The sequence below is a fragment of the Wenzhouxiangella sp. 15190 genome, assembly GCF_003417465.1.
Classification (GTDB): domain Bacteria; phylum Pseudomonadota; class Gammaproteobacteria; order Xanthomonadales; family Wenzhouxiangellaceae; genus Wenzhouxiangella.
Genome location: NZ_QVMV01000018.1, coordinates 41,669 through 59,227 on the forward strand (window position 1 = coordinate 41,669; position 17,559 = coordinate 59,227).

Genomic DNA, 17,559 nt, shown 5'->3' on the forward strand with positions numbered 1-17,559 from the left:
ACGATTCCAAAAATGACTGTAATGAATAATGGCAACCGACAGACATTTGCGTCGCCATTGTTCCAGGCTGGCAGGATCGCCTTCTCTGTTATTCACCGTAGCCCGGATAATAGGCAGGCGTAGCGGATCGTGAAGTTAGCTGCTCTACTTCCATGCAGAGGACGTCATGACAGATAAAACTGTGCTCATAATGGGCGCTAGCAAGGGGATTGGCCGGCGTGCGGTCGATTACGCGCTGGAACGCGGTTGCACGGTACGGGCTATGGCGCGGGGCGCCGAGAAAATCGAGATCGAGCACGACCGTCTCGAGAAATTCTCCGGCGATGCGACCGAGCGAGATGACGTGCATCGTGCACTCGAGGGCACAGATGCGGTGATTCTCGCGCTCGGGGTTCCTTCCGGTCCCACGCGGCTCATGCAGCCGGTCACGTTATTCTCGCGGTCGACCGAGATCCTCGTCGCGCAGATGGAGGCGAACGGGCCGAAGCGCCTGGTCGTCGTCACGGGCTTCGGCGCAGGGGAAAGCCGCCACGCGATGAACGCGGTCGAAGAACTCGGTCATCGCCTGCTGCTTGGACGCGCGTACGCCGACAAGGACGTACAGGAGGAAATTGTTGAACGCAGTAGTCTGGACTGGACGATCGTGCGTCCGACGATACTGACAAATGGACCGGCGACAGGCGAATACCAGGTTTTGATTACACCGGAATCCTGGCGGAACGGCCTGATCTCGCGAGCCGATGTGGCGGAATTCCTGGTCACGCGTGCGCTTGACCGGGAGAATCTGCACGAGGGGCCGGTGCTGGTCTATTGAAGTTCTCCGCCACTCCGAATCCGGCGGGGAAAAGTGAAAAATTCGACGTCGCGATTACCCACCGCCCGGGTGCAGTTTTTGTGACGTGTCAGTGGTCGTACTTTTCCGTCAGCCGGTCCATCGATGCTCCGGCCGGGGTGTGGAAGATCTTGACCTGGGAGATGACGCTTGGGCAACCCAGCTCGACCATTTGGTCACTCACTTCGCGGACGATATCGAGCAAGTGACTCAGCTCACCTTCCATCGTCGTTTCCAGCGGGCCGACGCGGAACTTGACGCCGGAGTCCGCGATCACGGCAATGGCCCGGTCAACAAGGGGAATCACATCTTCATTGTCCGGCGGGCGGGGAATGACCTGTAGGCTCACAAGTGCGTTGGCCATGGGAAGTGTTCCAATGAAATCAGTGTGTTTTCAGACTGGATTATAGAGTCGTATCGGCAAGCCGGGCCGGAAAACCGGGACAACTACGAAATCACTCCCCTGTCATCCGAGCATCCCGACAGAAGGGATATCGTCGAAGATCGGATCGATCCAGGTGATATCGTCCGGCGTTCACCTGGATGGACACGCCGTTGGTGAACTGATTATCCGAACTGACGATTTCCATGGGTTGTCGGTGCACCTTACGAAAATCCCGCCCGTCGCCCAATGAGTGGTTTTGCTGAGAAAGATCGAAGGAGGCGGCGGCTCTATCCCGTTGGCACCTGCTAGAATGTGATCGAGTGCTCATACAGGGGCGAGCGTGAGCGACAAGTCCAATTTGCGAAGCGGATTCTGGCTGGAGGAATGGCGGGTTCAACCCGACCGGAACCGAATTTCCGGTCCGGATGGCCATGTTCGCCTGACGCCCCGGACCATGGAAGTGTTGCTGTGCATGGCCGAGCATGCCGGCGAAGTGGTGACACGAGATGAGTTCAGCAATGAGATATGGCATCCCAGTGTGGTGTCGGACTATGCACTGACTCGCTGTATCTCGGAATTGCGGGGTCACCTGGGCGACCAGGCCGGAAACCACCGCTTTATTGAAACCATTCCCAAGCGCGGTTATCGGCTGATCGCTCCGGTGACTCTATGCGACCCGGATGAGTCTACGCAGATCAACCCCGGTGCTGAGCCAGCCTCGGACGGAACGATTTCAGCAGGACAAAGGACCTCGCCGCTGCGACTGACGGCACTCGGCGTTGTCTTGGTGGTCAGCGCCCTGGTCGCGATCTGGACTAACTGGCCCGATGGTGGCTCTTCTGCAGCCCCGGCAACGCCGGATGGAATTGCTGTACTTCCCTTTGTCAATTTGAGCCCGGACCCCGACCATGCCTTTTTTGCCGGCGGCATGCACGAGGAGGTTTTGACGAGTTTGTCGCATATTGACGACCTGCGGGTGATATCGCGCAGCTCGATGCAAGCCATTGCCGAGGAGGGGTTGGCCGTTCCGGAGATCGGGAACCGCCTGGGCGTGAGTCATGTTCTCGAAGGCAGCGTACGCCGTTCGGGTGACCGGGTGCGGGTCACAGCGCAGTTGATCGATGCGGTAACCGATGATCATTTATGGGCCGAAAATTACGATCGGGACCTCAGCGATATCTTTGCCATGCAGACCGATATTGCACTGGCAATTGCCGATCAACTCGAAGTGAACCTGGAACCGGCCGCGATCAGTCGACTCGCGGAGCGTGGCACCAGCGACCCCGAAGCTTACGAACTGTACCTCGAGGGACGCGAACTTTTAAGACAGCCCCGGCCACCCGTCCTCGGGCCGGAGGAGATTGGTGAGCGTCTCGACCAGGTTGAGACCCTGTTTCGCTCCGCGATAGAACAGGACCCGGAATTCGCAGCCGCCCATGCAGCCCTGAGCTCTGCGTTGCTTTCGGCCCTGAGATTTCGGTCTGCCGAAGAAGCAGAAGCGCACTACCTGGAGGCGGTGGAATCCAGCCGTCGCGCGATTCGTCTCGATCCCAATCTCGCTGCCGGTTACCTCACACTCGGAAAGGCATACTATTTTAATGGTGACGGCGATGCTGCCTGGGAGCAGTTCCAACTGGCCGCCGATATCGATCCCGACGATCCGGACACGCTCAAGCACATATCTCTGATCCATGAGAATCGGGGCGAGTATGTCGAGCTCGTCCAGGTGATCCGCCGAGCAGCGGCCATTGAACCCAACCTGACGAGGCATCAGAATCGGCTCGGAAATGCCTACCGGTGGCTCAGGCATATGGATCGAGCTCGGGATGCGTACCGGCAGGCATGGGAACAGATAGATTCCAATCCATGGTGGTTGCGTTACTTGTTTGCCGTCACTGCCCGGGATGAACAAGACTGGGACGAGCTGCGCAGGCAGCTGGACTATCTTACGGCTACCGCAGATAGCCCGAGTCAGGACTATCGCCTATTTGGACTCAACATTTCGCTCGGTGATATCGATGCCTCCGAGGCGTATTTCGACCGGTATCCGGAGCATTTTGAGAAAAACGGTGCCTTCGGGGCTGCCCTGATCTGGACCCGTCGCGGCGAAAGCGGAAAAATGGAGCAGGCATTGCGAACATACGAGCATAACCTGCGCAATCGAATACCAAGGCGATGGGGCAGTACTTTACAAGTTTCCCTGGCCTGGATTGAATTGCTGCGTGGGCAACACGAAAAAGCCCTGGATCGCATGGAGGCGGCGATCGAGAAGGGCTTTCGAAGACGATTGCTATGGATCTTCGGTCATCCCGATGCCTATCCCCCCATTGTCAGGGAATTTGCGGAGCAAGATCGTTTTCGCAAGCTTCAAGCCCGGATCGATGCCGATCTGGCGCGAATGCGCGCCGAACTGGCGGAACTCGATGCATTGGAGCGCCACCAGTAGGTCAGGCTCCCAGGACGAGATTGATCGGTTCGAGACAAGACAAACCCGGCCTTTGCCGGCCGGGTTGTCTCCGTTGGTGCCGTCGGTCCCTACCGCCAGGTTCTGCGGGGCAGATCCGCCAGGCTCAGCGCCCGGCTCTCATCTGTTCCTCGTCTATGGCGAGGTCCAGTCCCGGACTGATATAGACAAACCAGATATAGGCACTGGATGTGTTGTGTGTTTTGAATGAATCCACCGGTTCCTCGGAAAGCAGCGTGACATCATGACTCTGGCTGTAGAGCGGCCAGTCATGGCGTGAAAGCACGAATTCCGCCGACAGGTGATTGCCCTTACCGCTGCTGTAAACCGTCGAGAATGTGTACCACCCGGCTTCAGTGACCTGGAATTCGCCCACGAACAGCCCGGTCTCGGTACGCGCTACGGGAATGAAAAGGTAGCGGAAATTGGGGAATTCCGCGTCAAGGTCCTGGAATGCGTCTGCATAGCCGAACTCAGCGCCTTCCGCCCAGCCGGGATCAAGGTAGATGTTGACCGAGCTTGTAAAGCCTCCTTCGGGGAAGCTCTCGTTCAGCAGCCTCAAAGACGAGGCCGGACCGGAGCCGTCAGGGAATGTCTCGCTGAAGAAGTCATTGCATTGGCCGTGGCGGACAATGGCATGGTTGTCGCCCGACAGCGGTCGAATCTCATCGGCCTCGCACATCAGGTCGCTGATGTTGATCCGTTCAATTTCGCCACACCATCCGGTGGGTCCTGGATCGGCGCTCGTCACCCAGCCGGCGGTATCATCTTCGAAAGATTGACGCCAGTTTTCAAACTCGGGAAGACAACGAGGCGGGAGTTGACCCCCCAGCATGCGGATCAATTGGCATTCACGGTTTTGGTGGTCGCCTAGCGGCTCATAGCCGGTCGATGCTCCTTTCTCGATTAACGGACTCGTATTAGCCTGTGGATCTGGGCCGGCATTTGCCGCCAATGCAAATAACGCAGACCAAAGAACCACCAGTAGGCTGTTGATCAGTTTCGATAGCTTGTTCATCATGTCCTCCGTGCCTTCTTGACGTGTGGCCGCGTCCGATCCAACGCGGTAAATCCCAAGCTATTGATTTATTGGGTCGAGTACTTGCGAGAAAGATAAGAGTTTCAGGATATTTTCGTGAGGATGGGGCGGGCTTCGGCGGTATCATTGAGTATTCTGCTCTGGCTCTGAACCATGTCCGATTCCAACGACTCCGAACCCGGCTTCGATGCCCTGGGTCTCCCCGCCGAACTTCTTGCCACCCTGCGGGACCTCGGTTACGAGGCGCCCTCGCCGATCCAGGCCGCAACGATTCCGGCCCTGCTGGCCGGGCACGACGTGCTCGGCCAGGCACAGACCGGCACCGGGAAGACGGCTGCCTTCGCGCTGCCCATCCTGGCCCGCTTGAAGCCGGGTGAGGCTCGCCCGGCCGCGCTGGTGCTCGCCCCCACCCGTGAACTGGCCATCCAGGTCGCGGAAGCGTTCCAGACCTATGCCAGCGGATTGCGAGGGTTCCACGTGCTGCCGATCTACGGCGGCCAGGCTTATGCACCGCAGCTGAACGGGCTCAAGCGCGGGCCTGATGTGGTCGTCGGCACGCCGGGTCGCATCATCGACCACCTGGGTAAGGGTACGCTCAAGATCGATCAGCTCCAGACCCTGGTGCTCGACGAGGCCGATGAAATGCTGCGTATGGGTTTCATCGACGATGTGCGTGACGTCATGGAGCGAATCCCCGAGACCTGCCAGAAAGCGCTTTTCTCGGCGACCATGCCGGATGCGATCCGGCGAATCGCCGAGCGTCACATGAGCGAGGCCGAACACGTCACGATCCGCTCGAAGACCACGACGGCCGCCAATACCCGTCAGCGTTACTGGGTGGTCAGCGGCATGCACAAGCTCGACGCACTGACGCGCATCCTGGAAGTCGAGGAATTCGACGGCATGATCGTCTTTGCCCGTACGCGCATTGCAACGGAGCAGCTGGCCCAGCGTCTGGAAGCGCGCGGATTCTCGGCGGCCGCACTCAACGGTGACGTGCCGCAGAAGCAGCGCGAACAGATCGTCGATCGCCTCAAGCGCGGGGAGATCGACATCCTGACGGCCACCGACGTTGCGGCCCGCGGTCTTGATGTCGAACGTATCAGCCACGTCATCAACTACGACATTCCGCACGACACGGAAGCCTACGTACACCGGATCGGGCGCACGGGTCGGGCCGGCCGATCGGGCGAGGCGATCCTGTTCGTTGCCCCACGCGAGCGCGGCATGCTGCGGGCGATCGAGCGCGCGACGCGCCAGCCGATCGAGTCCATGACGCTGCCGACCGTCGGCGACGTCAACGCCCAGCGCCTGGTCCGCTTCCAGGCGAGGATCAAGGCCGCGCTGGAAAGCGACGAACTGGATGCGGGGCGCGAGACCGTGCAGCAGACGCTGGATGCGCTGGATACCTCCATCGAAGACCTCGCCGCCGCGCTCGCGCTGATTGCGCGTGGCCAATCTCGCAGCCTGGGTGACGACAGTGTGCTACCCACCGCTGCAGACCAGAGTCCGGAGGCAGGACGAGGGCCACGGGATCAGCGCGGGCAGGGTGCGCCTTCGCGCCGCGATGCCAAGTCTGACTCGGCCCGCGACGCAGACCTGGCCAGCTATCGCATCGAGGTCGGCGCTAGCCACGGGGTAAAGCCCGGCAACATCGTCGGCGCCATCGCCAACGAGGCCGGGCTGGATGCCGGCCAGATCGGACGGATCAACATCCAGCAGGATTTCAGCACTGTCGATCTTCCCGCCAACCTGGCCGCGGAGACCCTCGAGCACCTTCGCGGCGTGCGTGTTGCCAGCCAGCCTCTTTTGATCCGGCTGGATACCGGCACGTCCGGCCAATCCACGTCCCGTCCTGGTGGTCCGAGTCGATCCGCTTCAAGTCCGGGGCGACCGTCCGACAAGAAGAAGCCGCGCGATGAGAGCGAGAAGGACAAAACGAAAAAACCACATGAACCGGACAAGCCCAGGCTGAAGCGTCCGGCCCGAACGCGTGCCGAACGCAAGGCCGGGTTCAAATCGCGCAAGAAGACCTGAATTGAAAACCTGGCACGCAGGGAAGCATCGCTGATGCTGGGGTCAGCGTGTGTGCGATCATGCAATTAGACGGGTTGAATTGTTCTGAATGGATGGAGACTTGCATGAAGATTTATCGATCTTTTGTATCACTGGTTGTTACCGCCTTGCTGGGCGCCACGCTTGCCGGTTCGCCCGCGATGGCTCAGGACAATGGCAACGATGAGGGCGAACAGAAGTCGGCGCTGGAAAAGGCGTTGGCCGGACTGGAGCTGCGCACCATCGGCCCGGCGTTCATGTCCGGCCGGATCGCGGATATCGCCATCCATCCCGACAACCATAACGTCTGGTACGTCGCCGTCGGCTCCGGGGGCGTGTGGAAGACCACCAATTCGGGCACGACCTGGGAGTCGATCTTCGACGGACAGGGTTCGTACTCGATCGGTGCGATCACGCTCGATCCGAACAATCCCAACACGGTCTGGGTGGGTACCGGTGAGAACGTCGGGGGTCGCCACGTCGGCTACGGCGACGGCGTCTACGTCAGCCACGATGCCGGCAAGAGCTGGAACAACGTCGGGCTCGAGGGCTCCGAGCACATCGCCAGGATCATCATTCATCCCGAAGATTCCGACACGGTCTGGATCGCCGCCGAGGGTCCGCTCTGGAACGCGGGTGGCCAGCGCGGGTTGTACAAGACTACCGACGGCGGCGAGAGCTGGACGCGGACGCTGGTCGGTGAGGAAGGCGACGATGTCTGGACCGGCGCGACCGACCTGGCCATGGACCCGCGCGACCCGGACGTGCTGTACGCGGCCACCTGGCAGCGTCACCGGACCGTCGCGACCTACGTCGGCGGTGGACCGAATTCGGGCATTTATCGTTCGAGTGACGGCGGCGAGACGTGGACCGAGCTGAAAAAGGGATTGCCGAAAGGCAACATGGGCAAGATCGGGCTGGCGATTTCGCCGCAGAAGCCCGACGTGCTGTATGCCGCGATCGAGACCAACCGCCGCGAGGGCGGGGTGTGGCGCTCCGACGACCGTGGCGCGTCGTGGGAAAAGATGTCCGAGCGCATCGCCGGCGGCACCGGTCCGCACTATTACCAGGAGATCTATGCCAGCCCGCACGAGTTCGACCGGCTCTATTTCATGGACGTGCGCGCCGCGGTATCCGACGACGGTGGCGCGACCTGGGAGTCGATCGCCCATGACTCAAAGCACGTCGACAACCATGCGCTGGCGTTCCGGGAGGATGATCCGAACTACCTGCTCATCGGCACCGACGGCGGGCTCTACGAGACCTTCGACCATGCCGAGACCTGGCGCTTCATCGACAACCTGCCGGTGACCCAGTTCTACAAGGTTGCCGTCGATGACGAGGAGCCTTTCTACAATGTCTACGGCGGCACCCAGGACAACAACACCCAGGGCGGGCCGGTCCGCACCGACAACATCTCGGGAATTCGCAATTCCGACTGGAACGTCATCCTCTTCGGCGACGGCCATCAACCGGCGACCGAGCCGGGCAATCCCGACATCGTCTACGCCCATTGGCAACAGGGCAACCTGGTGCGCTACGACCGCACCACCGGCGAAATCGTCTATATCCAGCCGCAGGTCGGGCAGGACGAGGCGCCGAACCGATTCAACTGGGACGCCCCCATCCTGGTCAGCCCGCACGAGCCGACGCGTATCTACCACGCCTCGCAGCGGGTCTGGCGCTCCGACGATCGCGGGGACAGCTGGACTCGCATCTCGGGCGATCTCACGCACGACCAGGAGCGCATCGAGCTCGACGTCATGGGTCGCCAGTGGAGCTGGGATGCGCCGTGGGATACCTACGCGATGTCGAACTACAACACCATCACCTCGCTGGCCGAATCGCCGGTCGAGGAAGGCCTGCTGTACGCCGGTACCGACGACGGCCTCATCCAGGTCACGGAAAACGGCGGCGAGAGCTGGCGTGAAATCGAGGTCGGCGAGTTGCCGGGCGTGCCGGACACCGCGTTCGTCAACGACATCAAGGCCGACCTGTTCGACGCCGACACGGTCTACCTGGCGCTCGACAACCACAAGTACGGCGACTTCGCGCCGTACCTGCTCAAGAGCAGCAACCGTGGGCGCAGTTGGCAATCCATCGCCGGTGACCTTCCCGAGCGCCATCTGGTCTGGCGTGTGATCCAGGATCACGTCGATCCGCAACTGATGTTCGCGGCGACCGAGTTCGGGATGTTCGTGACAATCAACGGTGGCGATGAATGGAACAAGCTGACCGGCAACGCGCCAACAATCTCATTCCGTGACCTGGCTATCCAGCGACGCGAGAACGACCTCGTCGGCGCCTCGTTCGGCCGGGGTTTCTGGGTGCTCGACGACTACAGCGTGCTGCGCGAAATCGACGACGAGACGCTGGAACAGGAAGCCGCATTGTTCGACACGCGCGATGCGTGGTGGTACATGCAGCGCACGCCGCTGGGCGGCAACGAACGCGGCTCGCAAGGTCAGGGCATGTACATCGCACCCAACCCGCCATTCGGCGCGGTATTCACCTACCACCTGGCCGAAGGCTACAAGACCGACGCCGAAAAGCGCCGGGAACGCGAAGAATTGCTGATCGAGGAGGACGAGGACGTGCCGTTCGTCGGCTGGGGGAAGGTCGAGGCCGAACGCCGCCAGCCCGAACCGGCAGTGATCCTGACGGTGCGCGACAACGACGACAACGTCGTGCGACGTCTCGAAGGCCCCGCCGGAGAAGGCCTGCATCGCGTGGCCTGGGATCTGCGCATGCCGGCGCCGAACGCGATCGGCGATTCCGGCGGATTCGCCGAGCCCGAGGGCTTCATGGCCGCGCCGGGCACCTATACCGTCGAGCTGGCCAAGCGTATCGACGGCGAGGTCACCGCACTTGCCGAGCCCCGTTCCTTCGATGTCGTCCGGATGCGCGAAGGGACTCTGGAGGGTGTTGATCCCGAAGAGACGGTGGCGTTCTGGAAACGCCTGCAGGAGATGCAACGCAAGGTCTCGGCAGCCAACCGGATCATTGAAGAGGCCCGCTCGCGGGTCGATGCGATGCAGACCGCGCTCGAGCGCAGCACCGCCGAAGCCGGTGAACTCGACGGCGAGCTTTACACGGTCTCGCAGCGGCTCTACGAGATCGCCGAAGAGCTCAAGGGCAGGGAGACGATGGAAGAGATGAACGAGCCGCAGGGTCCGACCATCGGCGATCGCCTCTTCGTCGCCATGATCGGCACCGGTCGTTCGACCTACGGCCCGACGCCGACCCACAAGATGAGCCTGGATATCGCCGAGCGCGAGTTCACCGACGTGCGAGCCGAACTCAACCGGCTGGTCGAGGAGCGGATTCCGGCGCTCGAAGACGAGCTTGCCGATGCCGGGGCGCCCTGGACACCGGGCGCCGCTGTTCCGGCCAGGGACGGTTAGGCACAGCGGCTCGGCCCGGAGCCGCCGTGCGGTTCCGGGCCGCCTGTCTCGCGACGGTAGATGGTGGCGTCCCGTTTTTGGAACCGCACGAAGAACAGGAATCCGAAGTCAGGTTCGTGGTGTGGTCCGTCGCCGGGAGATGACCGGGGCGGAATTGCCCGCATTCGTCAGGTTCAGCCTTGGGGCGGCTGCTCCAGGGGCGTGGACCCCAGTCCCCGCAGAAGTGGTTCCAGGTGAGCCTCGTAATGGCGCCATCGGTTGATGGCGCGACGATACAGGCCCTGGCGTACCTGCCAGCTGCTCGCCGTGGTCACCACCTCTTGTGCGGCATGACCATCCGCAGGCTCTGATGGATCCAGGCCGCAGCAATCCAGTGCGTCGCGAATCGTGTTGTCGGGTTCGGTAACCAGTTTCTCGTAGGACACGACACGGACCGGGTTCGGCAACGCGGCGAGCCAGTGATCTGTCAAACGCTGTACGGTTTGGATCTGCCGGCCGCAGTGATACAGGTCATAGCTAAAATTCTGGCCTTTCTCGAAACGCGTGAAATAGCACGACAGTCCCACATCGCGCGGATCGCGCCAGGTGAACAGGATCGGCGCTCGGGGCATGAGCAGGCCCACGAGTCCCAGTCGCCAGACATTGCCCGGGAGCTTGTCGATGAGCATGGATGCGCCTGAGGGCGTATCGAGATGCCTGTCGAGGATTTTCGCGGCTTGCTGCATGGCCTCGGGTCCGGCTTCTGCCCATTGCCTGGGCTTTCTCAGCCCGAGCGTTTCAGCCGCCTCGGTAAGGGCCGCTTGTAGTTCCATGCGCTCACCACCGGCGGCCACGCTCGGGTGGCGGGCCAACATGGCTTCCAGCAGCGTCGTGCCCGAGCGGGGCATGCCAACGATAAAAATGCGGTCGGCGCGGGCGAGGGCCGCATCGCTGCCTTGGCGGAGCCGCTTGGCTGAAAAGGACTCGATCAGGTGCCCGGCCCATTCATCCCGCGCTTCGGGGTCATGTTTGACGCCCGTGACCTGGTTGGCCCGGTGGTGGGCCTCGATTGCCCGGTCGTAACGCGCCAGGTCGTCGTTGAGCTTGCCGAGCGCCGAGTACAGCCAACCCGTTTCGCGCGGCGGCCAGTCACGCTGTGCCACCAGTGACTCGATCTGGGCCAGTTGCGGGTCGTCGGCCTGTTCCGCCCGGCGCGCATGCGCCAGGTGAAAATGGGCTTCGGGGTAGGCGGGCTGAATGTCCAGCGCCCGGCGAAAGGCGTCCCGGGCCTCGTCGAGCCGGCCGAGCATCTGCAAGACCATGCCGCGGGCATGGTGTACCCCCGCCATGCCGGGATCGTGTTCGCAGGCGGTCTCGTAGGCCCACAGGGCCGACCGGTGGTCACCCAGGTCCTCGTGCACCAACCCCAGGTTGTAGTAAGCGCCGGCGAAGCCGGGCCGGAGCCTGATCGCCCGTTCCAGGGTTCTTCGTGCCGATTCGGCTTCCCCCAGATCGCGCAGCACCACGCCCAGGCTGTTGTGAAAACGGGCCACCCGCGGATGAATCTCTACGGTTTTGCGCAGCTTGCTCTTTGCCCCGGCGAGGTCGCCCCGGCGATGGGCTATCAGACCGGCCAGGTGCAGGGCTTCCGGTTCCCTGGGGGCGGCCCGGAGTAGCTGGTCGCAGGCCTGCTCCGCCGCGGACAATTCCCCGCGCTGCAGCCGCCGGGCGGCTTCGAGCAACACGGCTCGCGGATCAACGTGATTTGACGAAGAGGTTGTGTTCATTAAGTTGGATGGCGGTTGTTCTAGCTGTAGATGGGCGGCGCCGAATGGCGCTATTTTACGCGCTCATCTCGAGCCGGCGCCCGAAACACCAGGACATCCGCGATGTTGACCGGCATAGCGGCTTATCTTCGGCTTATACAGGAAGCCGGCTCTTCGTCGCTGACCCGTTGGCTGCGTGCATGATTTCCTCCTCCCAGATTTCCGCCCGTTCACTATGCTAGGCTTACGCGAACGCCATTAACAGAGGGAGAGGGAAAGTAGTCGGTGGCTTGCGGCCCATGGTTCGATTTCAACTGGGAAGCAAGGGGCATTTCTATGGGCGGCCGACCGGTCACCGACGTGGCGCTGGAGATTGGGTACAAGAACACCTCGGGGGCGACACCGTCCCGATTCAGAGCTGCCGCCCGGGACCAGTGACCGCGCTCGCAAGGGACGGACCGACGTTTCACTTTCCATCTTGGCGAATTGAAGTGACACAACCTATCTAGGGAGAAACCTCATGCCTCGAGCTAGTGAAAGAACAAATACATCGACCGACCTACGCACTGCGGAACCGCCTGTCGTGGGTCGGAGCGGATCCTGGGCGTCGATGTCCTGCCTGCTGGCGGGGCTTTTGGCTACCTGCCTTGCGATGCCGGTATTGGCACAGTCGGAACAGGATGCAAACGACGAAGAGGAAAAGGAAGAGGAAGCGCAACGTGATTCGAGTTCCGTAACCGATACAGTGATCGTTACCGCGCAGAAGCGGGAACAGAGTGTGCAGGATGTGTCCTTGGCGGTCACTGCCTTGACCGGGGATGCGCTGCAGAAACTGGGCTACGAAGCGGGCCTGGAGGTGTATCAACAGGTCCCCAATATGAACTTCTTCGCCATCTTTGGTGAGGCGTCGAGCCCGTCGATCAGCATGCGCGGCATCAGCCTGGTCAATTTCTCCGATTCCTGGGAATCTCCGGTCTCGATCTACGTGGACGAGGTGTATCGCGGCAATCCCGCCGGCTCGGCGATCCAGCTATTCGACCTGGAACGCGTGGAGGTGCTACGCGGCCCCCAGGGCACGCTGTTCGGTCGCAACGCTACCGGGGGGCTGGTGCAATACGTAACCGCGGGGCCGACTGAGGAATTCGAGGCCCACGGTAGTGTCCAGGTTGGCTCCTATTCCCAGAGAATTTTCGAGGGGGCCGTCAGCGGCGGGATCGCGGACGGTGTGCGCGGCCGCTTTGCCTTCAAGGTGAACCAGGACGACGGTTGGCAGGTCAACAATGGTGATTCGGTGAACGACTACGGCGTGGCAGTCAACACCTCCAAAAAGCTCAACGAAACTAACACCTACGGATTTCGCGGCAAGCTCGAGTTCGATATCGGGGATGCCTCCGAACTATTGCTGGATGTGCATGGCAGTTCAGCCGACCAGCAGTCCGTCGGCTTCGCCCACATGGGGTATCTCGACTTCAACCCGGACGGCACCGTCTCGGACCAGCGCTGCTCCGTGGCCCGCATCCACCGGGGTGAATGCACCAGCAATACCTTCGCTACTACCGGCATCATCCAGTCGGGTGGAGACTTCAATCCGGAAGACGTGTCCTCAAGCATTGGCGGTGCAGACGGGATCAAGACCGAGATCGACACCTTTGGCGCTTACGCCCGCTACATTGCTGATTTCGAGAGCTTTACGCTGACTTCTGTTACCGCCTACGAGAGCCTGGAGAAACTTCTGGAGGATGACGGCGATGGCGTCAGCGCCGGGCCGAATCTCGATCCCGAAGGGAACACTTTCGATGTGTTCTTCGACGAGCAGTACACCGTGGATGCGGAGCAGATCACCCAGGAGTTGCGTCTGAACGGCAACACGAACCGCATGAAATGGGTTGCTGGACTGTATCTCTACGACGATCTCCGGGAAATGACCACCCAGAACCCGGGCGATGAGGAGTTCGATGCGGCGGCGGACATTGGCTTTGCACATTTCGAGGACGTTAGCCTGGATACCCAGTCCTGGGCTGTTTTCGGGCAGACGGAATACGACCTCAGCAACCAACTTACGTTGGTGACTGGTCTGCGCTACACCGACGAGGAACGGGACTTTGACTATATCCGGGATCCCTCTTACTACGGCTCTAACTACGCCGTGCAGGACTCCCTGTCGGAAGACGCGTTAACCGGCCGTCTTGGACTCGATTACCGCCCCGACGACAGCACGCTGATATACGGCAGCCTGTCGACGGGCCATCGCTCGGGCGGCTATTCGGCCAGCTATAACAACAAGCCTGAGGCCTTCGAGCCGGTTACCAAGGAGGAGATCACCAACTTCGAACTCGGCTGGAAGAAAACCTTTGCCGACAACAGGGCGCGATTCAACGCTGCTGCCTTTGTCTATGAGCTGGAGGGTTTCCAGACGCAGCTCTTCGAGAATGTCTCCACCGGCCAGGTGATTCTCAATGCTGGCGACGTGACCGGCAAGGGCATCGAAGCCGAACTGAACTATCGCGTGACGGACTACTTCGAGGTGATCGGCGGGCTCGGCTTGCTTGATACGGAACTCGATTCGGATCGCACTTCCATCGTGGCCGGGGATGTTCTGAGCCTCGATGGCAACGAGCTGCCCTCGGCCCCGGCGATCTCTTACAACCTGCTTGCTCGCTATTATCGCCCGCTAAAAGGCGGCAGCGAAATGGCCTTTCAGCTTGACTATTCCTGGCAGGACGAGCACTTCCTGCAGGTGGAGAACGACCCATTCTCGCGCCATCCGTCCTACGGTATTGGCAACGCCAAGGTTACCTGGCGTTCGGCCGATCGCCAGTGGGCGGTGTCGGGCATGGTTAAAAACATCACAGACGAAGAATACTTTACCTACCAGAATACGCTCGGCGATGACTGGGGCTACGGGGTGTGGGGTAAGCCCCGTACCTGGAGCGTACAGGTTCGCTGGACCTACTGATTGAATTGCGTTTTCCCCGCGGCCGAATCACTGGCCGCGGGGGCGCCTTTCACGTGACCTCAGTTGATCCTCTTCGACTCACCTACCCATGTGCCCCGCTTGTCCACCCAGCGGGCTTCGTCTCCAGGTTGCACCCGAAGGCTGACCGGCGTCCTATAAATTGCCTTAAGCTAAACACGCTGATCCAATTTCGCTGGTTGTCTACACAGTCAGCTTGCCAAGCAGGCGGGGCGCCGGCCTGTTCGTTGGCGTACCTAGCCGTAAAGAAGTATGGGTGTGATCCACCTTCCCCCGCGGCGGGGGAAGGTGGGACAACCAGGTTACTGCACCTGCGACACTTCCAGGTAGCGGAAGAAGTCGGAATCGGCGCTCAGCATAATGATGGCATTGGGGCTCAGTGCCTGGCGCGATGATCGCGAGTGGGATCAACAGGTCGCCATCAAGGTGCTAACCCACGGCATCGATTCCGACGATGCTCAACGACGGCCCAGCCGCGTCCAGGAGTCTGCAGACGAAACCCTTCCATACCGTTTCCGCGACTTGCGAGGCGATCTGGACGGAATCCTCTTGCGGACGCTCGCTTTGACCGGTCTCGCCGCCGTAGTCACGCGACGGCCTGAGGCCCGCTGAGGGCAGTGCTGATCCCGAACTCCGCCTAGCGATACCTCGACAACCCGGCCTCCAGAATCTTTCGCAGCAAGTCGGCGTAGCTGTAGCCGGCCCATTCGGCCGATTTGGCCAGCCGACCGTTGTGATGCCAGGTCGGATTGGGGTTGGGATCGAGCAGTCGCAGCCGACCGTCCTTGCCGGCACGGAAATCGATTCGCGCGTAATCGCGGCATCGCAGGCGCTCGAACAAAAGCTTGCAGGTGTGGCTAATCCACTCGAGGCTGTCTGCATCGAGTTCGCTCCGGAAATGCTCCAGCTGCTCGTAATAGCGTGACCCCGGGTCGAATTTGGCGCCGTAAGTGAAAATCGGCGGCAGGTTGGTGTCCAGTCCGGAGTAGTCGATCTCTGCGGGCGGCAGTATTTCCAGACCGGTCTCTGGATTGCCGATGACCGATACCGTGAGCTCGCGACCGGTCAGGAACTCCTGCACCACGGCTTCGGGGGGTGAGATATTGTCCGCCATCCAGTCGAGGTATTCCTGCGCCTCCTTCTCGTCGTAGACCACACAGTTTCGAGTCACGCCATAGCTCCCGCCGCCCACGTTGGGCTTGATGAGCACCGGGTAGTCATCGGGCAGCCGAAAAGGTCGTGTAGTCAGATCCACAAGGTATTCCCGGGGCACCGGTATGCCCATGCGGTTGGCCAGGGCGGAGACCAGGAACTTGTCGCCGCAGGTGTCGATGGCCACTGCCGAGGATCCCGTGACGGGTACGCGCAGGATCTCGCACAGCGATGGTACGTTGCTGATGAAATCCTCGTTGTGGAAACCCGTATCGCAGAAATTGAGGGCGATGTCGAATACCCCGGCCCGGAGCTGGTCGATCATGCGCGGGTGATCATCCAGAATGGTGGCATCATACCCGTCCAGGCTGATCAGGGCTTCTTCAACACAACGCGCGGCTTCGAGGTCAACTTCGCCGAGCCAGCCGCCCGGCGCAAAGGCATATGGTAGCCGGGGATCAGGCAAGAGAACGGCGACCTTCACGGGGCCGCCTCCGCGGCCCGTCGGGATGCTGGTTTGCTTTTTACTGGCCATGATGCCTCCGGGTTAGCACGATCCCGATTTAAAGGGAAAGGAGACTTCCTGTTATTCCTCAGGCGCTGTCTTCATGCCGCGTCAGTATCGTGGCGAAACGATATTTCAGCGATCCCATCTGGAATGGTAAGAGATGTCGCTGCGCAAAAAGGTGCTTATCGCGGATAAGTACATTCACCGTGTTGTTGGTACCTTCCATGTAGGGAGGGTAGGTTTCGTACTTGTCCTCGATGACTTCATTCTTCTCCACGTGTTCCCAGTACGGGTCGAAGGCCTGAAAGACGCCGTCATGATAGTCGTTTATGAGAATCGAGTGAGCCCCGGCCTTGATGTCGCACACGGCAACCTGGTTCTGATAATCCAGTTTCTTGATGGCATCCGGGACGTCCTTGCCGTTGACGTAGCTGATATCCAGGCCGGTGCATACGCCGACGGCCGATACGATTGCCTCGTATTCACGCACTTGCTTGTTCGTGTAGTAGAAGACGCCATCTTCGCCGAGCAGGTTATGAAGCACGTTGTAGGCCAAGTAGGACACGCGCTTGCCCGGATACAGGCAGAGAATGCCGTTGATCATCGAAGTTACCCAGCACGATGACGACAAGGGTTGGTAATTCAAGGGGTACGTTGCCATGGTTGGTTGCCTTTGTGATTTCCGCCAGCTCGATTCTGTCGTCAGCGCCGTCTGGCGTTGGAAAGTTCCATCAAGAACAGAACTGCCGGTTATCGCTGCTTAATTGACTGAATGACGCTCGTTCCGGGGTACTTGCTGCGAGTTCTTGCTGGGTGGTCGCAGTTCGTCGACCGGGATTTCCAGTAGCCGCTCGGTCGCCTTGACCAGTGTGCGCGCTACCCGATAGGTGGCTTCCAGCGAGACGGACTCGTTGGGGGCGTGCGCCAGCTCGATTTCTCCGGGGCCGTAGATGACCGTGGGAACGCCGGCCAGCCGGACCCAGCCCGACATGTCGCAGCCG

At 60.9% G+C, this 17,559-nt stretch carries 11 protein-coding genes and 1 pseudogene; 6 read left to right on the forward strand and 6 right to left on the reverse strand.

Annotated features, from left to right (window positions below):
- Nucleotides 1–166 precede the first annotated feature (166 nt).
- Complete coding sequence (locus DZK26_RS04680) at nucleotides 167–814, forward strand: NAD(P)-dependent oxidoreductase (RefSeq protein ID WP_116898374.1); 648 nt, start codon at nucleotides 167–169, stop codon at nucleotides 812–814.
- Between the two features lie 88 nt (nucleotides 815–902).
- Here DZK26_RS04680 and DZK26_RS04685 read toward each other — a convergent pair whose 3' ends face one another.
- On the reverse strand, nucleotides 903–1,196 hold the full coding sequence (locus DZK26_RS04685) for an MTH1187 family thiamine-binding protein (protein ID WP_116898373.1): 294 nt from the start codon (nucleotides 1,194–1,196) through the stop codon (nucleotides 903–905).
- A 361-nt stretch (nucleotides 1,197–1,557) separates the two neighbouring features.
- On the opposite strand from DZK26_RS04685, the gene DZK26_RS04690 reads away from it, so the two are divergent.
- On the forward strand, nucleotides 1,558–3,663 hold the full coding sequence (locus DZK26_RS04690; protein ID WP_116898372.1) for a winged helix-turn-helix domain-containing protein: 2,106 nt from the start codon (nucleotides 1,558–1,560) through the stop codon (nucleotides 3,661–3,663).
- Between the two features lie 124 nt (nucleotides 3,664–3,787).
- On the opposite strand, the gene DZK26_RS04695 is transcribed toward DZK26_RS04690, so the two are convergent.
- The gene (locus tag DZK26_RS04695; RefSeq protein WP_147316854.1) at nucleotides 3,788–4,699 is read right to left on the reverse strand and encodes a hypothetical protein; all 912 of its coding nucleotides are present in this window, start codon (nucleotides 4,697–4,699) and stop codon (nucleotides 3,788–3,790) included.
- Between the two features lie 174 nt (nucleotides 4,700–4,873).
- Between DZK26_RS04695 and DZK26_RS04700 the strand changes: the two genes are divergently transcribed.
- Together DZK26_RS04700 and DZK26_RS04705 are read left to right on the forward strand one after the other, a co-directional pair.
- Nucleotides 4,874–6,757: a DEAD/DEAH box helicase gene (locus tag DZK26_RS04700; protein WP_116898370.1), complete on the forward strand. Its 1,884-nt coding sequence runs from the start codon at nucleotides 4,874–4,876 to the stop codon at nucleotides 6,755–6,757.
- Between the two features lie 104 nt (nucleotides 6,758–6,861).
- Nucleotides 6,862–10,179, forward strand: a complete 3,318-nt coding sequence (locus tag DZK26_RS04705; protein WP_220337167.1) for a VPS10 domain-containing protein — start codon at nucleotides 6,862–6,864, stop codon at nucleotides 10,177–10,179.
- 173 nt (nucleotides 10,180–10,352) lie between these two features.
- On the opposite strand, the gene DZK26_RS04710 is transcribed toward DZK26_RS04705, so the two are convergent.
- Complete coding sequence (locus DZK26_RS04710; RefSeq protein ID WP_181918395.1) at nucleotides 10,353–11,903, reverse strand: sulfotransferase; 1,551 nt, start codon at nucleotides 11,901–11,903, stop codon at nucleotides 10,353–10,355.
- 631 nt (nucleotides 11,904–12,534) lie between these two features.
- Here DZK26_RS04710 and DZK26_RS04715 point away from each other — a divergent pair.
- Nucleotides 12,535–14,880: a TonB-dependent receptor gene (locus DZK26_RS04715; RefSeq protein WP_181918394.1), complete on the forward strand. Its 2,346-nt coding sequence runs from the start codon at nucleotides 12,535–12,537 to the stop codon at nucleotides 14,878–14,880.
- 378 nt (nucleotides 14,881–15,258) lie between these two features.
- Complete coding sequence (locus DZK26_RS04720) at nucleotides 15,259–15,510, forward strand: hypothetical protein (RefSeq protein ID WP_116898367.1); 252 nt, start codon at nucleotides 15,259–15,261, stop codon at nucleotides 15,508–15,510.
- Nucleotides 15,511–15,535: 25 nt separating this feature from the next.
- Here DZK26_RS04720 and DZK26_RS04725 read toward each other — a convergent pair whose 3' ends face one another.
- The 3 genes and pseudogenes from DZK26_RS04725 to DZK26_RS04735 all read right to left on the reverse strand — a co-directional run.
- A complete protein-coding gene (locus DZK26_RS04725) occupies nucleotides 15,536–16,534 on the reverse strand; it encodes an ATP-grasp domain-containing protein (protein ID WP_181918393.1) in 999 nt (332 codons plus the stop codon).
- 109 nt (nucleotides 16,535–16,643) lie between these two features.
- The gene (locus DZK26_RS04730) at nucleotides 16,644–17,219 is read right to left on the reverse strand and encodes a hypothetical protein (protein ID WP_147306660.1); all 576 of its coding nucleotides are present in this window, start codon (nucleotides 17,217–17,219) and stop codon (nucleotides 16,644–16,646) included.
- Between the two features lie 99 nt (nucleotides 17,220–17,318).
- Nucleotides 17,319–17,559 (reverse strand): annotated as a pseudogene (locus DZK26_RS04735) (acetylornithine deacetylase); the annotation flags it as partial.